This is a genomic window from Polaribacter aestuariivivens (assembly GCF_005885675.1).
GTDB lineage: Bacteria > Bacteroidota > Bacteroidia > Flavobacteriales > Flavobacteriaceae > Polaribacter > Polaribacter aestuariivivens.
Genome location: NZ_VANR01000003.1, coordinates 412,101 through 434,320, shown reverse-complemented (window position 1 = coordinate 434,320; position 22,220 = coordinate 412,101). Strand labels below are relative to the sequence as shown.

The window sequence follows — 22,220 nt, the reverse complement described above, 5'->3', positions numbered from 1 at the left end:
TGTATGTTTTATAGAAGAAAGAAAATAGAGACAAGAATAGAGACTATTAGAGCTTGTTTTGAAAACCCATTGTCATTTTTTGAAATTCTTGAATCTTTAATTCAATCTTTGTTAACTGTTCTTTATTAATGTAATTTCTATTATACGCTATTATCAATTGTGTTTCGAGCTCAAAAGAAGAACCTAAAGCAACATCAATAAAATGAGAGAAAGATTTATCTGTTCTTGATGAACCTTCTGCAATATTACTTGGAATAGAAACTGAACATCTACTAATTTGAGAAATTAAACCAAATCTTTCGTCTTTAGGAAACTTTTCAATCATAGAATAAACATCGTCTACAATTTCGATTCCAATTTGCCAAATTTTCAAATTCTTATAGTTATGTCTTTTTTTCTTCACCAAATTCTTTGTTACATTCTATTTTCTTGCTTCTTTATTCTCTATTCCTTTACTCAAGCCAACTCTTATAATAATCTTCGTCTGCAATTTTCATGGCTTCTTCTGTAACCTGTAAAGGCTTAAACGTATCTACCATAACTGCTAATTCTTCGGTTTTTGTTTTGCCAATACTTTTTTCTGTTGTTCCTGGATGTGGACCATGAGGAATTCCTGCAGGATGCAAAGAAATATGTCCTTGATCAATATCATTTCTGCTCATAAAATCGCCATCTACATAATACAAAACCTCATCTGAATCTATATTACTATGATTGTAAGGTGCAGGAATTGAATTTGGATGATAATCGTACAAACGTGGTACAAAACTGCAAATTACGAATGCATTGGTTTCAAAAGTTTGATGTACTGGTGGTGGCTGGTGAATTCGTCCCGTAATTGGCTCAAAATCATGAATGGAAAAGGCATAAGGATAATTATAACCATCGTAACCAACCACATCAAAAGGATGAGATGCATACGTCATTTCTATAATCTCACCTTGCTTTTTTACTTTGATTAAAAAATCTCCCAATTCATTGTTTGTTTCTAATTCGTATGGTCGTCTTAAATCACGTTCACAAAATGGCGAATGTTCTAACAACTGACCAAACCAATTTCTGTAACGTTTTGGTGTGTAAACAGGACTGTAAGATTCTACGATAAAAAGTCTATTATTTTCATCATCAAAATCTAATTTGTAAATAACTCCTCGTGGAATTACTAAATAATCTCCGTATTTAAAATCGAGATTTCCCAAATGCGTTCTTAATTTTCCTGATCCTTTATGAATGAAAATTACTTCGTCTGCATCTGTATTTTTATAAAAATAATCTTTGGTAGATTGTTTTGGTGCTGCTAAAATAATATTACAATCCGAATTCGTGAGCACTACTTTTCTACTTTCTAAATAGTCGTTTTCTGGCGGAACTTGAAATCCACGAAATCTGTAAGATTGAATGTTATTTGCTTTGGCAATTTTTGGTTTAACCGAATATTGTTTGCCAATTTTTTTGACCATTGTTGGTCTATATTCATGATACGAATTGGTGGACATTCCGTCAAAACCAATGGTACCAAATAATTGTTCGTAATACAAACTACCGTCTTTTTTACGAAACTGTGTGTGTCTTTTAGGTGGAATTTCTCCTAATTTATGATAAAAAGGCATAATTTTAATGTAATAATGAATTAATAATTAAATGTAACAATGCTCAAAAAGAAGATAATTGATACATTATTAAATTGCTCAATTGTTACATTATAGAATCATTCTGGATTGCGTTTTATAAGAAATTTTAAATGTGACAATAAATCTGAATACATTTCAATCGATTTCGTTTGTTTTTCAAAGATACAAAAATGATAGGAGAAAAAATGCTATAAGAAGTGTTCAACTCCTAAAAGTTGATGCAGAGGTGTAAATGCAACTAAAGTGATTAAAATAAATACAAATACTTTTACAAATGTTGATGTCGTTTTTTCTGCAATAATAAAATTTGCATCCAAACTATTTGATTGCAGTAAAATGTCTTTTGAATCGTAAATTGGAGTTTTTAATTCGTCTTTTGAAGAATTACTTTTAGGAATTCTGTTGTAGTAAAAGTTTAGAATTGAGATTATTACCATTGAACCTAAAGCGAACATTAGTAAATCATATGCATTTAGTTGCCTAAAAAAAGGAAATGGGATAAGATTGTGTGCAAACATCATTCTAATTTTTATCTAAAATAAGAAAATTAATCTGATTACTATTATTCTATCTTCTTAACAACTGCTTTTGGAGCTTCTTTTCTTGTTCCATCAAAACCATCTACTCCACCAACTGTGGTATATTTCATCACATACTTTTTATCAGGAAAAATACGTTGAAAAGCACTTTGACACATTAATGTTGCTTCGTGGAAACCACAAAGAATTAGCTTTAATTTTCCAGGATACGTGTTTACATCTCCAATTGCATAAATTCCTGGAATGTTGGTTTGGTAATCTAAAGCATTGTTTACTTTAATGGCGTTTTTCTCTATTTCTAATCCCCAATTTGCTATTGGGCCTAGTTTTGGTGACAAGCCAAAAAGTGGAATAAAATGATCTGTTTCTATGATGAAAGGCTCTCCTCCATTTTGAACTACAGAAACACCTTCTACTTTATCTGCGCCTGCAATACCTACAACTTCTGCAGGTGTAATCATATTAATTTTACCTGCATTTTTCAGTTCTTGAACTTTTTCTACAGAATCTAAAGCACCTCTAAATTCGTTTCTTCTGTGAATTAAAGTTACAGATGATGCAACATCCGTTAGAAATATAGACCAATCTAAGGCAGAGTCTCCTCCTCCAGAAATTACTACTTTTTTGTTTCTGTAAAATTCAGGATCACGAATTATGTATTCTACTCCATTATCTTCAAAATTAACAATATTTGGAATTGGCGGTTTTCTTGGTTCGAAAGAGCCTAATCCACCAGCAATTGCAACTACTTTTGCATGATGTTTTGTGCCTTTATTTGTAGTTACTATAAAAGTTTCATCTTCTTGCTTTTCAATAGTTTCTGCACGTTCGCCTAATGTAAAACCTGGTTCAAATTGTTTAATTTGTTCCATTAATTTATCTGTTAAATCGCCAGCTAAAATTTCTGGATATGCTGGAATATCATAAATAGGTTTCTTTGGATAAATCTCTGAACATTGGCCACCAGCTTGTGGTAAAGCGTCTATTAAATGACAACGCAGTTTTAATAATCCTGCTTCAAAAACGGTAAATAATCCTGTTGGTCCTGCACCAATAATTAATATATCTGTTGTAATCACTTTTTGTACTTTTTCTATTTAAATCTCAAAAACTGTTGAAATTTGTTTCATTTTTGTGAGAGCCTTAAAGGTTATGTCAGAAAATCTGTGAATGTTCTTAGCTTTTTATTTTAAAAAAATATAATGCGAAACTTACCCTTTTTAGCAAACGCCCAAAATATTACTTTAAGCTACGTTGATAACTTCTTGTATTTGCGGTGCGTATTTTTTTATAGTTGCTTCCACACCATTTTTTAGCGTCATTTGGTTTACAGAACATCCTGTACAAGCACCTTCTAATTGTACTTTTACTATAGAATCTTCTATTGAAAGCAGTTTGATATTTCCTCCATCACTCATTAAAAATGGACGAATTTCATCTAACGCTTTTTCTACATTAGTTAATGTTTCTTGTGCTGTCATGATTTATTTTTTTACTGAACTACAACCACTCATTGTTGTAATTCTAACAACTTCTGTTGGTGGTAAATTTTCGTTTCTTTTTAATAGTTGAGCAACCATTTCTTTGGTAATTTTATTGAATGCTTCTTCTAAAATCGTACCTTCTTGTAGCGCCACAGGATGCCCAACATCACCAGATTCACGAATGCTTTGTACCAGTGGAATTTCACCTAAAAATTGAGTATTGATATCTTCTGCTAAATTTTTTGCGCCATCTTTTCCAAAAATATAATATTTATTATTTGGCAATTCTTCTGGTGTAAAATAAGCCATATTTTCTACGATTCCTAAAACTGGAACGTTGATGTTTTCTTGTTGAAACATGGCAACTCCTTTTTTAGCATCTGCCAACGCAATATTTTGTGGAGTACTTACAACAACTGCTCCATTTACTGGTAATGCTTGTACAATTGATAAATGTACATCTCCTGTTCCTGGTGGTAAATCGATTAAAAGGAAATCTAATTCGCCCCAATCTCCATCAAAAATTAGCTGATTTAATGCTTTTGAAGCCATTGGTCCACGCCAAATTACTGCCTGATTTGGATCTGTAAAAAACCCTAAAGACAATAATTTTACTCCGTAATTTTCGATTGGTTTCATTTTAGATCGTCCATCTACTTTTACAGAAAGTGGTCTTGCTTTTTCTACATCAAACATAATGTGTTGTGATGGTCCATAAACATCTGCATCTAAAACACCTACACTAAAACCCATTTTTGCTAATGAAATGGCCTTATTTGCTGTAATAGTAGATTTACCAACACCACCTTTACCTGATGCAATTGCGATAATATTTTTAATATTCGGAATTTCCTTACCGCGAATTTGGTTCGGGTTTGAATTTTCTTTTACAACTGGTTTTTCTACAGTTACATTTACTTTTACATCAATATTTTCAGAAACATTGCTTTTAATAGCTTTTGTAATTTCTAATTCAACTTTCTTTTTGGCTTGTAATGTTGGATTGCTAATTGTTATTTCTACAATAACTTCGTTACCAAAAATTACTACATTTTTTAAGTTGTTGTTTTCCACTAAACTTTTTCCTTCTCCAGGTGCAGTTATAGTTTCTAATGCTTTTTGTATATCTTGTTTGTTAAAACTCATTTTTTTCGAATGTCAGGTCGAGCGCAGTCGAGACCTAAAATATTGTTAGCTCTATAAAACCTCTCGACTGCGCTCGAGAAGACATTTATAGTTTTAATTAAGATTTAATCTTGATTACAAAGATACGCTTAACAGTTTAAAAAAGAAAGTTTGTGGATTGTGAATATTTATGGATTGATAAGTGGAAATGATGGTATGAAGCTTGAAATTTTTTTTGGGTTATTTTCTAGTTGACTAAAAGTTAAGATAACTCTTCCATAGGATTCCAAAAAACAGTTTCTAAATCTTGAATTTGATTGTCAATAACCACAATTCCTTCACTTTCTAATAATTGCTGCATTAGGTTTGTGCCATCAAAATGATGTTTTCCTGTCAACAATCCTTTTTTATTTACCACTCTATGTGCTGGAACTTCTTTTTGCTGACTTGAAGAATTATTCATAGCCCAACCTACCATTCTTGCAGATTTTGCAGCACCTAAATAAGTTGCAATTGCTCCATAACTAGTTACTCTTCCATAAGGAATTAAACGTGCAACTTGATACACTTTATCAAAAAAACTATCAGATTTTTTCACGAAGTGAAGTTATTAATTACAAAACAATTAATTACCATTCTATGATGTTTTGAGAAAAATTCCAATTAATATTTGAGCCTAAACTTTATGTAGGTAATTGGTTTGTTTACTGCTAAGTATTGGTTTTCGTAAAAAGTTTGGGTTTCTGTTACTTCTTTAGGGGCACCTTCATTTTTATACACTGTGTGATTTGCATACAAAACTTCATGCCCTTCACCATGCAACAACCCTAAAGTATAACCATGCATAAACTCTGAATCTGTTTTTAAATTCACAATTCCTTCTGGATGTAAAATATGATGGTATTTTTTCAGAAAGTTAGCATTTGTCATTCTATGCTTTGTACGCTGGTATTTTATTTGAGGATCTGGAAAAGTAATCCAAATTTCTGCAACTTCATTTTCTGCAAAAATATGATTTACCAATTCAATTTGAGTTCTTACAAAAGCAACATTTGGTAAATTTTCTTCAATGGCAGTTTTTGCTCCTCTCCAAAAACGAGCTCCTTTTATATCTATTCCAATATAATTTTTGTCAGGATTTTTTCTTGCCAAAGCAATTGTATATTCGCCTTTTCCACAACCCAATTCAACAATAATTGGATTTTCGTTTCCAAAAAAAGAATGCCATTTGCCTTTATGAGAAAAATTATTTAAAACTTCTTCTCTAGATGGCTGAATGACATTTTCGAACGTTTCATTTTCTTTGAAACGTTTTAGTTTGTTTTTACTTCCCAATGTATTAAATTAAGCTCTGTCTTCTGTTCCTTCTTTTAAAAACTTACGAGATTCTTTCATCCAGTATGCAAATAAAACTAATAAAACCACTAAAAAAAGCCAATTTATAATATTTGATGACCACCAATTGAAATCTCCTTTTCTTAACATATCAAAAGGGATAAACAAAAAGTCTGTAAATAAACTACCAATCCATCTAAAAATATTGCTTGCTATCATAACTTAATTATCTTTACGCTACAAAAATAATAAAAGAAACAATGCTAGCCAATTTTTTAAGCAAATCTAAACCAATCAATTTTATTGTGCTTTTAGTACTGTTTTCGTGCGTTTTTTTATATAATGTTATTTTTGTTTTTGCTTTTGATGATTTTTCTTTGAATGTTTTCTTAAAAAGCGTCGGTTTTTTATTGGTTTTTCTTCTTATTTTTTTCTTTTACAATTTTGTAATTTCAAAAAATAATTTGACGAGAGATAACACGTATGCTTTTTTCATTTTTACACTTTTTTTAAGTTTATTTATCACTAAAATATATGTTTTTAAAATAATATTTCTTTTATTTTTTTATGTTCTTTTTTTAAGGAAAATATACAGTTTAAAATCAAATAAAACAGTATTACAAAAACTTTTTGATAGCGGGTTTTGGATGGCCATAATGTTTTTTATTGAACCTTTTACAATTGTATTTGCAATATTAATTTATGTAGCCATTTTTATACATCACAAAATTACAATACATACTTTATTTGCTCCAATTATAGGTTTTTGTGCACCTTTAATTTGTTATTATGCATATTTTCTTTGGATGGATAATACAGAAGGTTTTTCGAATTTATTTCTACTAAATTCGTTCAACGAAATTTATTTTTATTCAGAAAAAAATTTTTATTGGATTATTACAGTATTGTTAGCCTTAACCTTAATCGGATTAATTTTAAAAACACCTAAAGCATTGTCTGTAAACAACTCTTTTAAAAGAAATTGGATACTTGTTTTAATAAACTTTTTTGTTGCAGTTGGATTCTCACTTTTTATTCCTGAAAAAACTGGTGTTGAATTTTTATTTGTAATTTTTCCAGCATCTATAATTATTGCGAACGGCTTTGAAATGATAAACAATAGCTTAATTAAAAATATAGCTTTGTATTTACTTTTAATTTTTACTATTGTATTTCCACTATTTTATAGCTTAGAGCCGTAAGCCAAATCTCCAGCATCTCCTAAACCTGGAACTATGTATCCTTTTTCATTTAGTTGATCATCAATTGTAGCAATCCATAATTTTGTGTTTTCTGGAAAGTGATTATTCACAAAATCTACACCTTGTTTTGCTCCAATTACTGAAACAATATGAATTTCTTTTGGAGTACCATGTTTTTTTATTGCTTCATAAACTGCAACCAAACTTTGGCCAGTTGCCAACATTGGATCTACTAACAATAAAGTTTTATTATTAATGGATGGTGAAGCAAAATATTCTACCACAATTTCAAAATCCGAATCATTTTTTGGATGATGTCTATACGCAGATATAAATGCATTTTCTGCATCATCAAAATAGTTTAAAAGTCCTTGATGTAATGGCAAACCTGCTCTTAAAATAGAGCATAAAACCATGTTGTTATTAAATAATTTTATTTCTTTTTTTCCTAAAGGCGTGTTTACAGATGCATTAGAATATGCTAGACTTTTGCTTAACTCATAACCTAAAACTTCACCAATTCGTTCAATATTTCTTCGAAAACGTAAAGAGTCTTTTTGTATTTTTTCATCTCTTATTTCAGCAATAAATTTGTTTAAAATTGAATCATTTTCTGCAATATGATGTATTTCCATTTGGTATAAGTTTCCAACAAAATTACAAAAAAAAGAATACTGCAATTTTAAGGTATTGGTGAAATAAACCTCAATATAATTAGTACAAATAATTACTGATTTTTAAAAAAAATTAAAAAACTCATTTCTTTCTGTATAGATTCAAAGTACATAAATACTACTTTAAAACTTTGATATTTAATTGTGGTTTTTTTATGTCTGTTTTAAAATTATCCTCAACTTTGTTACTCAAATTCATGATAATGAATAAAAGAGTTATTGCTTTAATTGCAGTTTTTATAGCTACACTTATTTATGGAGTCACTTTTACTATTGCAAAAGGTGTTATGCCAACGCATGTAAAACCTTTTGCTTTTATTTTACTTAGAGTTTCTGGCGCAACCATTATTTTTTGGCTACTTGGTTTATTTTTTAAAAATCAAAAAATTGAAAAAGCAGATTATAAAAAAATACTATTAGCCTCTTTTTTTGGTATTGCTTTAAATATGTTAGCTTTTTTTAAAGGCTTGAGTTTAACAACGCCAATAAGTGCTTCTGTAATGATGGTTACATCACCAATAATGGTATTGATATTTTCTAGTATTCTAATACGAAAAGCAATTGGTAAACAACGTATTTTAGGAGTATTTATAGGTTTAATTGGTACACTACTATTAATTACATATGGCAACTCTTCTGAAGAAAATGCATACAACAGTAACTTAGGTAATTTTTTGGTTTTTTTAAATGCAGCATCTTATGGTTTGTATTTGGTTTTAGCTAAAGATTTGATTAAAAAATACCATCCAATTGTTTTTGTAAAATGGTTGTATTTATTCGGATTATTTTTTGTGATTCCTTTTGGTTATAACGAAATCACAGAAGTTATTTGGCAAAAAATACCCATTTCTATTTATTGGAGTATTGGATTTGTAATTGTATTTACAACATGTATAACCTATTTATTTAACTTGTATGGTTTATCAAAATTAAAACCAACAACTGTAAGTGTTTTTATTTATTTACAACCTGTAATTGCTACTAGTTATGCTTTAATTGTGGGTAGTGATTCTTTAAATTTAGTAAAAATCTGTGCAACTTTACTCATCTTTTTTGGTGTTTATTTAGTAACAAAACAGATTAAAAAATCTAAGAATTAAAACTATATTTGCAACTCATTAAAAATGATGATTTTATGATTCAATCTATGACTGGTTATGGAAAAGCAGTATTACAATTGCCTACCAAAAAAGTAACCATAGAAATTAAATCTTTAAACAGTAAAAACCTCGACTTAAACGTTCGAATTCCATCTTATTACAAAGAGCAAGAATTAAACGTGCGTAAAAAGTTAGCAAATGCTTTGGTCCGAGGAAAAGTAGATTTTTCTATTTTCGTAGAAATGACTGCTGACGAAACTTCTACTGTTTTAAATAATGGAGTTATAAAACAATACATGCAACAACTTAGAAATGTTGTACAAACTGGAACTTCTGATGATGTTGAGTTACTAAAAATGGCAGTAAAAATGCCAGATGCATTAAAAACTGAACGTGAAGAATTAGATGAAAATGAGTGGAATACAATTAATGAACATATAGATATTGCCATTAAAGAAATTGTGCAATATAGAATTGACGAAGCTGCTTCTTTAGAAAGTGATTTCAAAGAAAGAATTGAAAATATTAAAACCTATTTAGAAGAAGTTAAAGCGTTAGATGGAGATAGAGTAGAAAATGTAAAAACGCGTTTAAAAAAGGCAATTGACGATTTAAAAGTTGACACTGATGAGAATCGTTTTGAGCAAGAATTAATCTACTACTTAGAGAAATTAGATATTAATGAAGAAAAAGTTCGTTTGGCAAATCACTTAGATTATTTTTTACAAACCTTGGATTCTAAAGATTCTAATGGAAAAAAATTAGGGTTTATCGTTCAAGAAATGGGTCGTGAAATAAACACAACAGGTTCTAAAGCCAATTTTGCACCAATGCAAAAAGCGGTTATTCAAATGAAAAATGAACTGGAACAAATTAAAGAACAGATATTAAATGTGCTTTAAATAGTTTTTAGTTGATGGTTTTTAGTTAATTGTTAAAACCAGCAACCAAAAACCAGCAACCAAAAACAATATTATGTCAGATTTTAAAGGAAAATTATTCGTGTTTTCTGCACCATCAGGTTCTGGAAAAACTACCATTGTTCGTCATTTATTAGCGCAGGAAAAATTCAATCTAGAATTTTCTATATCTGCAACTTCAAGAGCTCCAAGAGGTTTCGAAAAAGATGGCGAAGATTATTATTTTATCTCTCTAAGAGATTTTAAAGATAAAATTAAGGCTGATGAATTCTTAGAATGGGAAGAAGTGTATAGAGATAATTTTTACGGAACTTTAAAAAGTGAAATTGAACGTATTTGGGCTCAAAAAAAACATGTTATTTTTGATATTGATGTAGTTGGAGGCTTAAGAATTAAAAAGAAATATCCTGAAAGAACATTATCGGTTTTTGTAAAACCACCAAGTGTAGATGAACTTAAAATTCGCTTAAAAAAACGTAAAACAGAAAGCGAAGAAAAAATAAACATGCGCATTGCAAAAGCTTCTGTAGAATTGGCTACTGCACCTCAGTTTGATAAAATCATTAAAAATTACGATTTAGATGTTGCTTTAAAAGAAGCAGAAGATTTAGTGAATGATTTTTTAGAATTAAAAGAAAATAAAGATTAAAGAAACAAGAAAATAGATTCAAGAATAAAGATGTGCAAAAAGTCTCTTTTCTTTATTCTTTTTTCTAATATCTATTAGAAAATGAGTAAAATTGGTTTATATTTTGGCACTTTCAATCCAATTCATGTTGGGCATTTAATTATTGCCAATCAAATGGTTGAAAATTCAGATTTAGATGAAGTTTGGATGGTGGTAACACCTCACAATCCGTTTAAAAAGAAAAGCTCTTTGCTAGAAAATCATCATCGTTTTGAACTAGTTTACAGAGCTACAGAAAACTATCCAAAAATTAAGCCTTCTGACATTGAGTTTAAATTACCACAACCTAATTACACCGTTTTTACCTTAGCACATATTTCTGAACAACATCCAAACAAAGAGTTTTGTTTAATTATGGGGGCAGATAATTTGAAGAGTTTTCATAAATGGAAAAATTATGAGACCATTCTAGAACATCATCATATATATGTTTATCCAAGAATTTCTGAAGGAACAGTAGAAACTCAGTTCGATAATCATCCAAAAATTCACAAAGTTGATGCGCCAATTATAGAAATTTCTTCAACAATGATTAGAAACGGAATTAAAGGTGGTAAAAACATACAACCTATGTTAACCAAAGAAGTTTGGAGTTATATAGATGAAATGAACTTTTACAAAAAATAACATTTTTTACATTTTAAAAACTTTAAAATAACTATAGAACTTTTTGAATTAGATATGAAATTTTATTTTCTATCGTTAATAATAATATAAAAAAAAGGAAAGTCATTTTTATATTATTATTTTTACACTACATTAAAGTTTAATCATTGGCAATAAAAGATAAAAAAAAGGGTAAATTAAAACAAAAACTGACCGATAAATATCGTTTAGTGGTTTTAAATGAAAACACTTTTGAAGAACGTTTTTCGTTAAAATTATCGCGTTTAAACGTATTTGTTTTAGGAGGTATTTTTTCAATTTTATTAATTGCCTTAACAACCGTTTTAATAGCGTTTACACCAATAAAAGAATACATTCCTGGATATTCTTCATCACAATTAAAAGCAGACGCTGTAAAATTAACCTTTGAAGCAGACTCTTTAAAAAATAAATTAGCCGATTTAGAAAATTATACAAATGCATTAAGACCCGTTTTAACAGGAGAAATAGCTCCAGAAGAAGTAGATTCTATACAAACAGAAATTGCACAAAATACAATTAATGAAGAAATGCTTTACGCATCTAAAGAAGATTCATTATTTCGAGAAAAAATTGAACGCGAAACACGATTTTCTATTCTAAACAACTCACAAAATAAAAACAATATTGTATTTTTTGCTCCTTTAAATGGTTCTATTTCACAAAATTTTGACGCTAATTCTAAACATTTTGCTGTAGATATTATTGCAAAAACAGGAACTCCTGTAAAAGCAACTGCAGATGGTACTGTTATTTTTTCTGGTTGGAGTGCAGAAACTGGTTACACAATTATTTTAAAACATAATAACGATTATATTTCCGTTTACAAACACAATGGAAATTTATTAAGGCAACAAGGCGATTTTGTAAAATCTGGCGAAGTTATTGCTACTGTTGGTTCTACAGGAGAGTTAACCACAGGACCACATTTACATTTTGAACTTTGGAGTGGTGGTTATGCTGTAAATCCTACTAATTTTATCGATTTTAAATAATGAGTATCAAATCTTTTTTTGCAATTCCGTTTGCCAAATTTGCCACCAAAAAAGTGCAAAAATGGGCTAAAAAACCGTTTGAAACACAAGAAAAAGTTTTTAAAAATTTAATTTCTGAAGGAAGAAAAACAGCTTTTGGAAAAGATCATAATTTTGATAAAATAACTACTTACGAAGATTTTAAAAAACACGTAAAAGTTACAGATTACGAAGGTTTAAGGCCATATGTAGATAGAATGGTTGCTGGCGAAGAAAATGTTCTTTGGAAAGGAAAACCACTCTATTATGCAAAAACTTCTGGTACAACTTCTGGCGCAAAATACATTCCTATTACCAAAGAATCGATGCCAACACATATAAAAGCGGCCAGAAATGCCTTGTTATTTTATATTGTTGAAAAAAACGATGCCAGTTTTGTGGATGGAAAAATGATTTTTTTACAAGGAAGTCCAGTTTTAGAAGATAAAAACGGTGTGAAATTAGGTCGTTTAAGTGGAATTGTGGCACATTATGTTCCACAGTATTTATTAAAAAATCGTTTACCAAGTTGGGAAACTAACTGTATTGAAGATTGGGACACAAAAGTAAACGCAATTGTAGAGGAAACTGTAAACGAAAACATGACTGTTATTAGTGGGATTCCTTCTTGGGTACAAATGTATTTTGAAAAACTAATTGAAAAAACAGGAAAAAAAGTTTCTGAACTGTTCCCAAATTTTAATTTCTTTATTTACGGAGGCGTAAATTTTGAACCTTATAAGAACAAGTTCGAAAGTTTAATTGGTAAAAAAATAGATTATATAGAATTGTACCCAGCTTCTGAAGGTTTTATTGCCTACCAAGATTCGCAAACCGAAAAAGGAATGTTATTACAGTTAGATTCTGGAATTTTTTATGAATTTATACCTGCAACCGAGTTTTTTGATGAAAATCCGACTAGAATTTCCATAAAAGATGTGAAAATTGGTGTGAATTACGTAATCATATTAAATACAACAGCTGGTCTTTGGGGATACAATATTGGTGATACTGTTGAGTTTACATCAACAAAACCTTACAGAATTAAAGTTACAGGACGTATAAAGCATTTTATTTCTGCCTTTGGTGAACATGTTATTGGTAAAGAAGTAGAAAAAGCCTTAAATGATTCCATACAAGGTACCAACATAAATATTAGTGAATTTACAGTAGCACCACAAGTAAATCCTAAAAGTGGTTTGCCTTATCATGAATGGTTTATAGAGTTTGAAAATGAACCTGAAAATTTAGATGATTTTGCTAAAAAAGTAGATGCTTCCATGCAAGCACAAAATATTTATTATTTTGATTTAATTGAAGGTAAAATACTACGTCCACTTGTAATTAGAAAAGTAAAAAAAGGTGGTTTTCATGAGTATATGAAATCTATTGATAAATTTGGTGGCCAAAACAAAATTCCACAATTGTCTGATAACAGAAAAATTGCAGATGTTTTAGATCATTTTTTAGAAGAACAATAATAGAAACGAAATGGGAGGAGATTATTTATTTTTAATATTAGCTGTAGCTTTGGTAATTGTTTATTTTTACAACAAATTTAGAAACAAACGTTAATGAGCACAATTAGAATAACCAAACAATTCAATTTTGAAACAGGTCATGCTTTATACGGTTATGATGGTAAATGTAAAAATGTTCACGGACATTCTTACAAGCTTTCTGTAACTGTTTCTGGAAAACCAATTGCAGACAATACCAATGTAAAGTTTGGAATGGTCATTGATTTTGGCGATTTAAAAAAGATTGTAAATGAAGAAATTGTAGATGTTTTTGATCATGCAACTGTTTTTAATAAAAATACACCTCATGTAGAATTGGCAAAAGAGTTAATGGACAGAGGACATGACGTTTTATTGGTAGATTATCAACCAACAAGTGAAATGATGGTAATTGATTTTGCAAAAAAAATTAAAAAGAGATTACCTAAAAAAATAAAACTACATTCGATAAAACTACAAGAAACAGATACTAGTTTCGCTGAGTGGTTTGCTAGTGAAAATTGATTTTTATAGAAATATAAAATTCATTTAATTTATTAAGTTATATTTAAAAAAAATATTATGAAAACAATTAAAATTCTTTTTGCCCTTTTTATAGCTGTAACAATAACAAGTTGTGGCGATAGTGAAAAAACAGTTGCTTTAGATTTTTCTTTAACTAATGTTTCTGGAACTTATAAAGTTAAAAGTTTTAATCAAGATTTATCGAATACTGTCGTTACTCAAGGTACATCTGTCAACGTTTCTAATTCTACAAAAATTGGTGATAGTTTCGAAGTAGATTTAATTTTAAATACAAGTGGAACTTTTACTGTAAAAGGTCCTTACAGAGTGGTTACCACTGTAACACCTGTTGATGGTTCTGCAACTGTTACTACAAAAATTTTAACTATTGATAATTCTGGAAGTTTTTTTATAAGCAAAACTGGTGCCAGAAAAATTACATTCAATTCTTCTAATGGAGATTTTTTAAATGGAGAATATAATGTTAATTTATTCAATGAAAATACATTAACTTTAACTCAGGAATCAGAAGAAACAGACGGAAACATAAATATAGATATTAAAACCACTATCATTTTTGAGAAAAAATAAAAAGAAATAAGTTTTTTATTTTATAAAAAAACTATCTATTACGGATAGCTTTTTTGTTTTAAAAAGATTTATTTCCCATTAAAATTATTCATTGTATTTGCTAAACCATCTGTACCAAAAGAGGTAATTACTTTGGCAGAAGTTGGTAAACGTTCTATTAATTGGCTGGTTTCATCTTTATTCCACTCTCCTAAAACATAATCTACCTGCTTTCCTCTGGAATAGTTTCCACCAACTCCAAAACGAAAACGAGCATATTGCTGAGTATTTAGTTTTTCTTGAATGTCTTTAAGTCCATTATGTCCTCCAGCAGAACCTTTTGCTTTTACGCGAATGGTACCAAAATCAATATTTACATCATCTGTAATTATTAAAATATTTTCAATAGGAATTTTTTCTTGTTGCATCCAATATTTTACGGCTTTTCCACTTAAATTCATAAATGTACTTGGCTTAAGTAAAATAAATGTTCTTCCTTTAAAACGAAAACTAGCAACGTCTCCTAACTTTTCAGTTTCAAATGTTGTATTGTGTTCTTCAGCGACTTCATCCAAAATTTTAAAACCAATATTATGACGCGTATTGGTGTACTTATCTCCTATGTTTCCTAAACCTACAATTAAAAACTTCTTCATTAATTCTTCTTTAGTTTCAGTTTTAATACTGAAAAGATTTTTAAAAAATGACATCACATTCATTCTTCAAAAATAAGAAGAAATAAATAATGATTTACAAAAAGGGAAACCCTTGAAAATTAAATAATGCTAAAAAATAAGTATAAACAAAAAGCGCTACAAAATGTAGCGCTTTTAAATAATTTTACTTTAAAAACTAAATTTATTCAGTTGCAGTAGTTTCTTCAGCTGCTCCTTCTTCTGTAGTTTCTTCTTCTTCGTCATCACCTAAATCATCTGCACTTGCATTACGTGAAGTTCTAACTTGTACAACAACAGTGTTATCTGGGTGCATGAATGTATAATCGTCATTAAACAATGATGTGATAACTAACTTATGACCGATTTTTAATTTAGAAATATCAGCAGAAATAAAATCTGGTAAATTTGCTGGTAAAGCTTTTACTTTTAATTTACGGTTTGTAAAACGTAAAGAACCTCCATTTAAAACCCCTGGAGAAGTTCCAGTTAATTTTACAGGAATGTTCATTGTTACTTCTTTGTCATCAAATAACTGGTAGAAATCTACGTGTATAATTCTATCTGTTACTGGGTGAAACTGAATATCTTGCAATATTGCAGCTATTTCTTGTCCATCAACATTAATTGTAGCAGTATATACGTTTGGAGTGTATACCAACTTTTTAAATGCTAATTCTGGTGCTGAAAAATGCATTGGCTTATCTCCTCCGTATATAACGCAAGGAACCATTCCAGCATTACGTAAGGCTTTGGTAGCTACCTTGCCCACGCTTTCTCTTTTTGATCCTTTAATTGTAATTGATTTCATTACTTTTTTATTAAAATTTACATTAAAAATTGTCCACTTATTGAGGTGTTATCTTGCACTTTGTGCATAACATCAGCGAATAAGGGCGCGCAAGATACAACTTTTATTTTAGAAGTTTCCTTTTTTAATGGAATTGTATCTGAAACTATTAATTCTGTTAATCCAGAGCTTTCTATTTTTTCATATGCTCCACCAGAAAGTATTGGATGTGTACAAATTGCACGAACGCTTAAGGCTCCTCTTTCCATCATTAAATTGGCTGCGTGTGCTAATGTTCCTCCAGTATCTATCATGTCATCTACCAAAATTACATTTTTACCTTCTACATCTCCAATTAATTCCATATGTGAAATTACGTTTGCTTTTTTACGTTGTTTATAACAAATTACAACATCAGAATGTAGGTGCTTAGAGTAGGCATAAGCTCTTTTTGAACCACCCATATCTGGAGAGGCAATGGTAAGATTATCTAATTTTAAACTTTTTATATATGGTAAAAAAATAGTTGATGCGTATAAATGATCTACTGGTTTTTCAAAAAACCCTTGAATTTGATCTGCATGTAAATCCATTGTCATAATTCTTGTTGCTCCTGCAGATTCTAATAATTTTGCAACTAATTTTGCTCCAATTGCTACCCTTGGTTGATCTTTACGATCTTGTCTTGCCCAACCAAAATAAGGCATAACTGCTGTAATATGTCTTGCAGATGCTCTTTTTGCAGCATCTAACATTAATAACATTTCCATTAAATTATCTGCGTTTGGAAAAGTTGATCCAATAATAAAAACCCTTCTTCCTCTTACAGATTCTTCAAAAGCTGGTTGAAATTCTCCGTCGCTAAACTTAGTTGTTTTTACTTTTCCTAAAGTAGTATTGTATTCTTTTGCAATTTTTTCTGCTAATATAGTACTTTGAGAGCAAGCAAATAATTTTGGTGCTAATTGATTTGTAGGCATTTAATGGTAGTTTTTGTTGTGTTGTTGTATGGTAACAAAAGTAGAAATTATTTATTGACTTTGAAATTTATTTATAGACTTTAAAATAAAATAATTTAATACATTTGCATTTCTATTTTAAACTTGCTCAAGTGGCGGAATTGGTAGACGCGCTGGATTCAAAATCCAGTTCTTTCGGGAGTGTGGGTTCGATTCCCACCTTGAGTACTAAAGAGAAACCTCAACTTTTTGCAGTTGAGGTTTTTTTATTTGTTACAATTAATTAATTATTAATTTTTTTGTTAAAAAATTACCGTTTCTTAGTATGATTTTAATTAGATATATACCTTTTTGGGAATTAACAAATCTAAAAGAATCATTATATCTTCTTATTGAAATTTGTTTTCCATTTAAATCATAAACATAAATTTTATCAAAATTTCCTATTCCTATAACTTTAATTGGATTACCAATTTTTGAAGGATTTGGATATATTGAAACGTTATCTTCTAAGATATTTTCGTCAACAGATGCAGTAGCACAAGAAGTTTCTGGGTTTTTAGCATTTTGCGCTCTAATCCAGTCTATTTCAAAACTTACATTATTGTTGTTTGTTGGATCTATTCTTAATCCCTTTATCTTTTTACCAATCCATTCGTTATTTGTAGATAAATCTAACGAAAGCTCTTGCCATGCTCCATTACCTGTGTAATTTTTAACAACAGATCTTGCTGCATTAATGCTACCACCTTCAACTTCCCAAAAAATTTGAAATTTAGTAATATCTATATTTGCTTTCATTCTTACAATAATATCTGTGATTGGAGCACCTGCCATTTCTAAGAAATCAAGTTTAATTAGTTTGGAATCTGTACCAGAAGTAGTTCCTTTTAGCACTCCATTTTCTTCCACTAAATTATCTATTTGCTGTGCAGTATAATTATCAAAAATATCATCTCCATTAAATTCTATTGCAAAGTCTGACGAAGAATTAATATCTCTACATAAATCCTCTTCTTCCTTATCAAAAAGTCCATCTCCATCAGTATCTATCTCTGGAATGCATTGTTGAGTAGGATCTATGGCGTTATTTGCGCGAATCCAATCGATTTCAAAAGAAACATTATCATTATTTGTCGGGTCTATTCTTAAGCTATTTATAATTTTATTTTGCCATTCTGTATTAGAAGATACATCAAGAGAAAGTTCTTGCCAATCTCCATTTCCTGTATAATTGGCTTGTACAGATCTTGAAGCTGCATAACTACTATTTTCTGTAGTTTGCCAGAAAAGTTGCACTCTTGTATTTGGTGTATTTGCCTTATACCTAAAAGTTAACGTATTTATATCTGAACCACTAAATGAAACGAAACCTTCGTTGATAATTTTTGGATCGTTACTTGTGGAAGTCCCTTTGAATACTCCATTTGCTATCTCTGGATTATTGATGAAACTTGTGCTAAACCCATCAAAAATAGTACTATCTCCATTAAATTCTAAAGCAAAGTCTGATGCAGAATTTGGGTTTCTACAAGAGTTTGTTTCAGCCGAATCTAAAATACCATCTCCATCTGAATCTTGCTCTACTTTAGTAGATGAAACACTGTAATTATCTGGCACATCTGATCCTAACTTTATAAAATTTATTGTGATGTTGCTTGAAGATGCTGTGTTGATATCTCCAATTTTAGATTCGTAAAAACGTAAAATCAATTTTTTAACGTTGGTGAATTTATCAAATTGGGTGTCTTGTCCTATTCTAATATTGCTAGAATCTGAAGAATTATAGCTACCAACACTAAAATTTTGTCCGTTTTCGCTTTGTACAATTACTTCTACATCTGCTCCAGAAAAATTTAAGTTTAGGGTGTTGAAATATTCCCATACTTGTCTTGATGATAAATTAATCTCATAATCTGTGTAACCATCTATACCATTTCCATTATTTTCTACCGTAAAATTTACTCTTGTATTTGCATAATTAAATGTTGGTATGGTTAACCCATCTGTTGACGTTGCACTATCTCTAGAATCGTCATTGGTTTCTACAGAGCCTAAATCCATTGAGCGTACACTGTAATCTATCAGAGTAACATCGCCTACGATATTTCCCCAAGAAGAACTATCAAAACAATTTCCTGAATTACATATGAATGCATCTGTTTCGTATTTGTAATCTTCTCCAAATTGTCTTCTAAAAAAATCGTTTTGAATATCTGTACTTATTAGTTTAAAATAAATAGTATTGTCTTTTATAAAGTAAGATTGATTTGAACTTGATTTTAAAGCAGCAAAACTTGTAACGCGTGTTGCATTTCCTGCATAGCTAATTCCAGGCATATTTGGATAGGCAACAATTACGTTTTCTGAATTTGTTTTACAACCATCTAAAGAAGAAACCATGTATTTTGGTAGTTTGTGGTATTGTAAATAATAGGTGTAATCTAAATCGTTTGTAATTACAGGTGCATCAAAATACTGTTGTTGGGTTTGCACATTAAAAACAGCATGTGATGTTTTATCTGGATATTCTGCAATAAAATAACGAGGTGTAAATGCGCCATCATCTTTATTAGTAAAGTCTATATCTTTAAAATAGTTGTATGTTTTATTTTGAGTTAACCAAGCTCCAAATTCTGGTTTTTCAATAGCATTTGTTTGCTGAGTGTTAGCCCCTTTTTCGTACAAATTTCTATTGTTTGGATTTTCTATAAGTATGGGTCTAATATTGGTTCCTGCAACACCTGTTACACTTCCATCTTCATCAATTAAACCACTTAAAAACATATAACTGAAGTAAGATATATGGTCAAAATCAAACTTTGAATCTTCTGCCACAGAAACATCATAAGTGATGCCTCTTGCAAAATGATTGGTAGATTTTCTTGAAGCACCATTGATTTGAAAACAATACGATTTAGCGCCATTTGAATCGAAACCTGCGAAATGAGTATCTACGATTCCTGACGGTCCATCATAAATGCTATGTCCTCGAAAAGCATTCGTAAAAGCCGTTAAAGGTAAACTTGGGAACGGTAAGGATCTACCTGCTTGTATTTCACTTGCAGATTTTGGATTACCAATATTTGCTGATTTTCCTACAATTAAAGAATTGAATAATGTTTGATTGTAGGAAAAGAAATCTGCACGACCATTGTCGCCAAAATCACAATCATAAAAATTCATGGTATTTGCTCTAATCCATACATTTCTATCTACTGATTTGTAACCATCAAATCTATTAATTACAGGAATAAATTGACTACCATCAGCATTTTTCGGCCTATAATGTCCGTTTACAATCTCTTCTGTGGTTTTATCAATTCCACCATCAATTCCCCAACTAAATAAGTTAGAGTGCGCTTTATTATCATCAAAAATTCCCATTGGTTGATTTCCTGGAACATAATTTGAGTTAGAATCATCTAAAACTTCATCTAAAATTAAATGCCAAAATCCTGAACCATCTGAACCTGCAGAAACGTTTCCAATAAAATCGTTATTAGGATTTGTTATCCAAAAAGTTGCTGGAAATGCTTCAGGACTTGCACCTCTATCTGCACCAATTCCTAAATCATGAGGTCTAGTTTCTTCGCCTTCTTTAGGTCGTTTACATAAAACACCTAAATTATTTTTGAACAAGTTGCCAGTTTCGTTACCATCCTCTAAAAAGTAACCATGACCTAAAAAATCGTAGCCAACATTGCCTTCTACAATAGTATTATTTGTAGCATGTACAGTTATTAAACGATTGTAAGAAGTATGAATTCCTGCATTTTTTATATATTGTCCATCAGCATCGCCTAACAAATGCCAATGCCAAGGATATTTACCTATTTGAGATTTTTGCCCCATTCTAAATAGTTCGATATTTGATGCTCTTGAAATAGAATTTGGCATAGACATAATATGACCACCAAAACCATTACTTTCACTAGAAACGTCTCCCTGAATTTTAAGATTGTGTGTTAATAAACCCACCTCTGCTCTTTCATCTAACACAAAAGTTTTTGTACCATTAGTATAGGTTTGCTCTACACCAAAATGCATAAACTCTAAAGGAGTATCAAAAGAAATAGTTGTATTATTTATTGCTGTAATGGTTCTTTTTTCTGCTTGATGTGGGTCAAAATCTGTAGATGCTATCACTATTTGATCTCCAATTTTCCAGTTGATTTGTTCTTTAAGAGTTATGGATGTAGCTCCTTTTTCTGCTGTTGCATTTAATTGCGTCCATGTTTTTCTTTGAACTCCATGTAATTCTAATCGTGCATTAGACATGACACCAATTAATTTTGAACCCATTAGGGTATTTCCCATTAAAACCTCTGCTGGATCTGATCCTGTAAGTGTTATAGTTCCATTTGCTGTGTATGGGTTTGTTTCGCTACCAATTTGAAATAGCCCACCATCATGTACCATAATTCCCTTTGTCGTTAAATTTAAATCTGTGTTTAAATTTAGAGGTCCTAAATTCCCATCAACACGAATAGTTCTTACTGCCATAGTTCCAGAAAGAGAAACTCGAATTCCTGCAGGAATTACAACATCGTCATTACTTGTTGGTATTTGATTGTTGCTCCAAGTAGCTGTATTATTCCAATCTCCAGTTGCAATAGCTTGTACAGAAGCCTTTTCAGCTGTACAAGTATATTTAAAAGAAACTAAAGGTTCCTTTTTTTCAATCTTAGTAAAAGAGGTGATTATTGATGCAGTTAAAAAAAGTATTAAGAGATATTGTATATTTTTCATCGTAGCAAAACCTATTTTTAACAGATGAAATTAAAGTTTCAAATGTAAACAAACTTCTTAAAAAAAATGCAAAAAAGCATCCTGCTGTTACCTGT

At 30.1% G+C, this 22,220-nt stretch carries 23 protein-coding genes and 1 tRNA gene; 10 read left to right on the top strand and 14 right to left on the bottom strand.

The genetic code is table 11. The features are described 5' to 3' along the window. Positions 1–46: 46 nt before the first annotated feature. From FDT66_RS07790 to FDT66_RS07750, 9 genes are all read right to left on the bottom strand, one after another. Complete coding sequence (locus tag FDT66_RS07790; protein WP_246034790.1) at positions 47–373, bottom strand: four helix bundle protein; 327 nt, start codon at positions 371–373, stop codon at positions 47–49. A gap of 79 nt (positions 374–452) precedes the next feature. Further along, complete coding sequence (locus tag FDT66_RS07785; protein ID WP_138535604.1) at positions 453–1,610, bottom strand: homogentisate 1,2-dioxygenase; 1,158 nt, start codon at positions 1,608–1,610, stop codon at positions 453–455. A gap of 209 nt (positions 1,611–1,819) precedes the next feature. Then, positions 1,820–2,152 (bottom strand): hypothetical protein, encoded by a 333-nt coding sequence (locus FDT66_RS07780; RefSeq protein WP_138535603.1) that lies wholly within the window; start codon positions 2,150–2,152, stop codon positions 1,820–1,822. 41 nt (positions 2,153–2,193) lie between these two features. Continuing rightward, positions 2,194–3,249: an NAD(P)/FAD-dependent oxidoreductase gene (locus FDT66_RS07775; RefSeq protein WP_138535602.1), complete on the bottom strand. Its 1,056-nt coding sequence runs from the start codon at positions 3,247–3,249 to the stop codon at positions 2,194–2,196. 165 nt (positions 3,250–3,414) lie between these two features. Beyond that, positions 3,415–3,651, bottom strand: coding sequence for a NifU family protein (locus FDT66_RS07770; protein WP_138535601.1), 237 nt, complete (start codon positions 3,649–3,651; stop codon positions 3,415–3,417). Between the two features lie 3 nt (positions 3,652–3,654). After that, positions 3,655–4,800 carry an Mrp/NBP35 family ATP-binding protein gene (locus tag FDT66_RS07765; RefSeq protein WP_138535600.1) on the bottom strand — a complete coding sequence of 382 codons (1,146 nt, stop codon included), beginning with the start codon at positions 4,798–4,800 and terminating at the stop codon, positions 3,655–3,657. Between the two features lie 241 nt (positions 4,801–5,041). After that, positions 5,042–5,377: an MGMT family protein gene (locus FDT66_RS07760; RefSeq protein WP_138535599.1), complete on the bottom strand. Its 336-nt coding sequence runs from the start codon at positions 5,375–5,377 to the stop codon at positions 5,042–5,044. Positions 5,378–5,442: 65 nt separating this feature from the next. Beyond that, entirely contained in the window at positions 5,443–6,114 is a 672-nt protein-coding gene (gene trmB, locus FDT66_RS07755) for a tRNA (guanosine(46)-N7)-methyltransferase TrmB (RefSeq protein WP_138535598.1), read from the bottom strand. A gap of 9 nt (positions 6,115–6,123) precedes the next feature. Beyond that, positions 6,124–6,333, bottom strand: coding sequence for a DUF6341 family protein (locus tag FDT66_RS07750; RefSeq protein WP_138535597.1), 210 nt, complete (start codon positions 6,331–6,333; stop codon positions 6,124–6,126). 41 nt (positions 6,334–6,374) lie between these two features. Here FDT66_RS07750 and FDT66_RS14125 point away from each other — a divergent pair, with 41 nt between their 5' ends. Then, a complete protein-coding gene (locus FDT66_RS14125; RefSeq protein WP_222927913.1) occupies positions 6,375–7,316 on the top strand; it encodes a DUF6427 family protein in 942 nt (313 codons plus the stop codon). Here FDT66_RS14125 and upp read toward each other — a convergent pair. Further along, positions 7,298–7,951 (bottom strand): uracil phosphoribosyltransferase, encoded by a 654-nt coding sequence (gene upp / locus FDT66_RS07740; RefSeq protein WP_138535595.1) that lies wholly within the window; start codon positions 7,949–7,951, stop codon positions 7,298–7,300. The genes FDT66_RS14125 and upp overlap by 19 nt on opposite strands. Positions 7,952–8,193: 242 nt before the next feature. Between upp and FDT66_RS07735 the strand changes: the two genes are divergently transcribed. The 8 genes from FDT66_RS07735 (at position 8,194) to FDT66_RS07700 (ending at position 14,971) form a co-directional block, all read left to right on the top strand. After that, the gene (locus FDT66_RS07735) at positions 8,194–9,090 is read left to right on the top strand and encodes a DMT family transporter (protein ID WP_138535594.1); all 897 of its coding nucleotides are present in this window, start codon (positions 8,194–8,196) and stop codon (positions 9,088–9,090) included. Positions 9,091–9,137: 47 nt separating this feature from the next. Further along, on the top strand, positions 9,138–9,992 hold the full coding sequence (locus FDT66_RS07730; protein ID WP_138535656.1) for a YicC family protein: 855 nt from the start codon (positions 9,138–9,140) through the stop codon (positions 9,990–9,992). Positions 9,993–10,065: 73 nt separating this feature from the next. Further along, entirely contained in the window at positions 10,066–10,659 is a 594-nt protein-coding gene (gmk, locus tag FDT66_RS07725; protein ID WP_171032346.1) for a guanylate kinase, read from the top strand. A gap of 81 nt (positions 10,660–10,740) precedes the next feature. Next, a complete protein-coding gene (gene nadD, locus FDT66_RS07720; RefSeq protein WP_138535592.1) occupies positions 10,741–11,325 on the top strand; it encodes a nicotinate (nicotinamide) nucleotide adenylyltransferase in 585 nt (194 codons plus the stop codon). A 146-nt stretch (positions 11,326–11,471) separates the two neighbouring features. Further along, positions 11,472–12,338, top strand: coding sequence for a M23 family metallopeptidase (locus tag FDT66_RS07715; protein WP_138535591.1), 867 nt, complete (start codon positions 11,472–11,474; stop codon positions 12,336–12,338). Next, positions 12,338–13,837: a GH3 auxin-responsive promoter family protein gene (locus FDT66_RS07710; protein WP_138535590.1), complete on the top strand. Its 1,500-nt coding sequence runs from the start codon at positions 12,338–12,340 to the stop codon at positions 13,835–13,837. The genes FDT66_RS07715 and FDT66_RS07710 overlap by 1 nt, the downstream gene beginning before the upstream one ends. Positions 13,838–13,930: 93 nt before the next feature. Then, positions 13,931–14,380, top strand: coding sequence for a 6-pyruvoyl trahydropterin synthase family protein (locus FDT66_RS07705; RefSeq protein WP_138535589.1), 450 nt, complete (start codon positions 13,931–13,933; stop codon positions 14,378–14,380). 57 nt (positions 14,381–14,437) lie between these two features. After that, the gene (locus tag FDT66_RS07700) at positions 14,438–14,971 is read left to right on the top strand and encodes a hypothetical protein (RefSeq protein ID WP_138535588.1); all 534 of its coding nucleotides are present in this window, start codon (positions 14,438–14,440) and stop codon (positions 14,969–14,971) included. A 68-nt stretch (positions 14,972–15,039) separates the two neighbouring features. On the opposite strand, the gene pth is transcribed toward FDT66_RS07700, so the two are convergent. The 3 genes from pth to FDT66_RS07685 all read right to left on the bottom strand — a co-directional run bounded on the left by pth (position 15,040) and on the right by FDT66_RS07685 (position 17,394). Continuing rightward, positions 15,040–15,660 carry an aminoacyl-tRNA hydrolase gene (gene pth, locus FDT66_RS07695; RefSeq protein WP_138535587.1) on the bottom strand — a complete coding sequence of 207 codons (621 nt, stop codon included), beginning with the start codon at positions 15,658–15,660 and terminating at the stop codon, positions 15,040–15,042. 148 nt (positions 15,661–15,808) lie between these two features. Continuing rightward, a complete protein-coding gene (locus tag FDT66_RS07690; protein WP_138535586.1) occupies positions 15,809–16,435 on the bottom strand; it encodes a 50S ribosomal protein L25/general stress protein Ctc in 627 nt (208 codons plus the stop codon). A 17-nt stretch (positions 16,436–16,452) separates the two neighbouring features. After that, complete coding sequence (locus tag FDT66_RS07685) at positions 16,453–17,394, bottom strand: ribose-phosphate pyrophosphokinase (RefSeq protein WP_138535585.1); 942 nt, start codon at positions 17,392–17,394, stop codon at positions 16,453–16,455. A gap of 125 nt (positions 17,395–17,519) precedes the next feature. On the opposite strand from FDT66_RS07685, the gene FDT66_RS07680 reads away from it, so the two are divergent. Next, positions 17,520–17,601 (top strand) — tRNA-Leu (locus FDT66_RS07680). A gap of 51 nt (positions 17,602–17,652) precedes the next feature. On the opposite strand, the gene FDT66_RS07675 is transcribed toward FDT66_RS07680, so the two are convergent. Next, on the bottom strand, positions 17,653–22,125 hold the full coding sequence (locus tag FDT66_RS07675) for a G8 domain-containing protein (protein WP_138535584.1): 4,473 nt from the start codon (positions 22,123–22,125) through the stop codon (positions 17,653–17,655). Positions 22,126–22,220: the final 95 nt, after the last annotated feature.

Excerpts from the sequence above, each read along its gene's own strand:
- FDT66_RS14125 (WP_222927913.1), top strand. The coding sequence starts at position 6,375 with ATGCTAGCCAATTTTTTAAGCAAATCTAAACCAATCAATTTTATTGTG.
- FDT66_RS07705 (WP_138535589.1), top strand. The coding sequence starts at position 13,931 with ATGAGCACAATTAGAATAACCAAACAATTCAATTTTGAAACAGGTCAT.
- FDT66_RS07730 (WP_138535656.1), top strand. The coding sequence starts at position 9,138 with ATGACTGGTTATGGAAAAGCAGTATTACAATTGCCTACCAAAAAAGTA.
- FDT66_RS07685 (WP_138535585.1), bottom strand. The coding sequence starts at position 17,394 with ATGCCTACAAATCAATTAGCACCAAAATTATTTGCTTGCTCTCAAAGT.
- upp (WP_138535595.1), bottom strand. The coding sequence starts at position 7,951 with ATGGAAATACATCATATTGCAGAAAATGATTCAATTTTAAACAAATTT.
- gmk (WP_171032346.1), top strand. The coding sequence starts at position 10,066 with ATGTCAGATTTTAAAGGAAAATTATTCGTGTTTTCTGCACCATCAGGT.
- FDT66_RS07675 (WP_138535584.1), bottom strand. The coding sequence starts at position 22,125 with ATGAAAAATATACAATATCTCTTAATACTTTTTTTAACTGCATCAATA.
- FDT66_RS07700 (WP_138535588.1), top strand. The coding sequence starts at position 14,438 with ATGAAAACAATTAAAATTCTTTTTGCCCTTTTTATAGCTGTAACAATA.
- FDT66_RS07785 (WP_138535604.1), bottom strand. The coding sequence starts at position 1,610 with ATGCCTTTTTATCATAAATTAGGAGAAATTCCACCTAAAAGACACACA.
- FDT66_RS07710 (WP_138535590.1), top strand. The coding sequence starts at position 12,338 with ATGAGTATCAAATCTTTTTTTGCAATTCCGTTTGCCAAATTTGCCACC.
- FDT66_RS07770 (WP_138535601.1), bottom strand. The coding sequence starts at position 3,651 with ATGACAGCACAAGAAACATTAACTAATGTAGAAAAAGCGTTAGATGAA.
- FDT66_RS07735 (WP_138535594.1), top strand. The coding sequence starts at position 8,194 with ATGAATAAAAGAGTTATTGCTTTAATTGCAGTTTTTATAGCTACACTT.
- nadD (WP_138535592.1), top strand. The coding sequence starts at position 10,741 with ATGAGTAAAATTGGTTTATATTTTGGCACTTTCAATCCAATTCATGTT.
- FDT66_RS07765 (WP_138535600.1), bottom strand. The coding sequence starts at position 4,800 with ATGAGTTTTAACAAACAAGATATACAAAAAGCATTAGAAACTATAACT.
- FDT66_RS07750 (WP_138535597.1), bottom strand. The coding sequence starts at position 6,333 with ATGATAGCAAGCAATATTTTTAGATGGATTGGTAGTTTATTTACAGAC.
- FDT66_RS07780 (WP_138535603.1), bottom strand. The coding sequence starts at position 2,152 with ATGATGTTTGCACACAATCTTATCCCATTTCCTTTTTTTAGGCAACTA.
- pth (WP_138535587.1), bottom strand. The coding sequence starts at position 15,660 with ATGTCATTTTTTAAAAATCTTTTCAGTATTAAAACTGAAACTAAAGAA.
- FDT66_RS07690 (WP_138535586.1), bottom strand. The coding sequence starts at position 16,435 with ATGAAATCAATTACAATTAAAGGATCAAAAAGAGAAAGCGTGGGCAAG.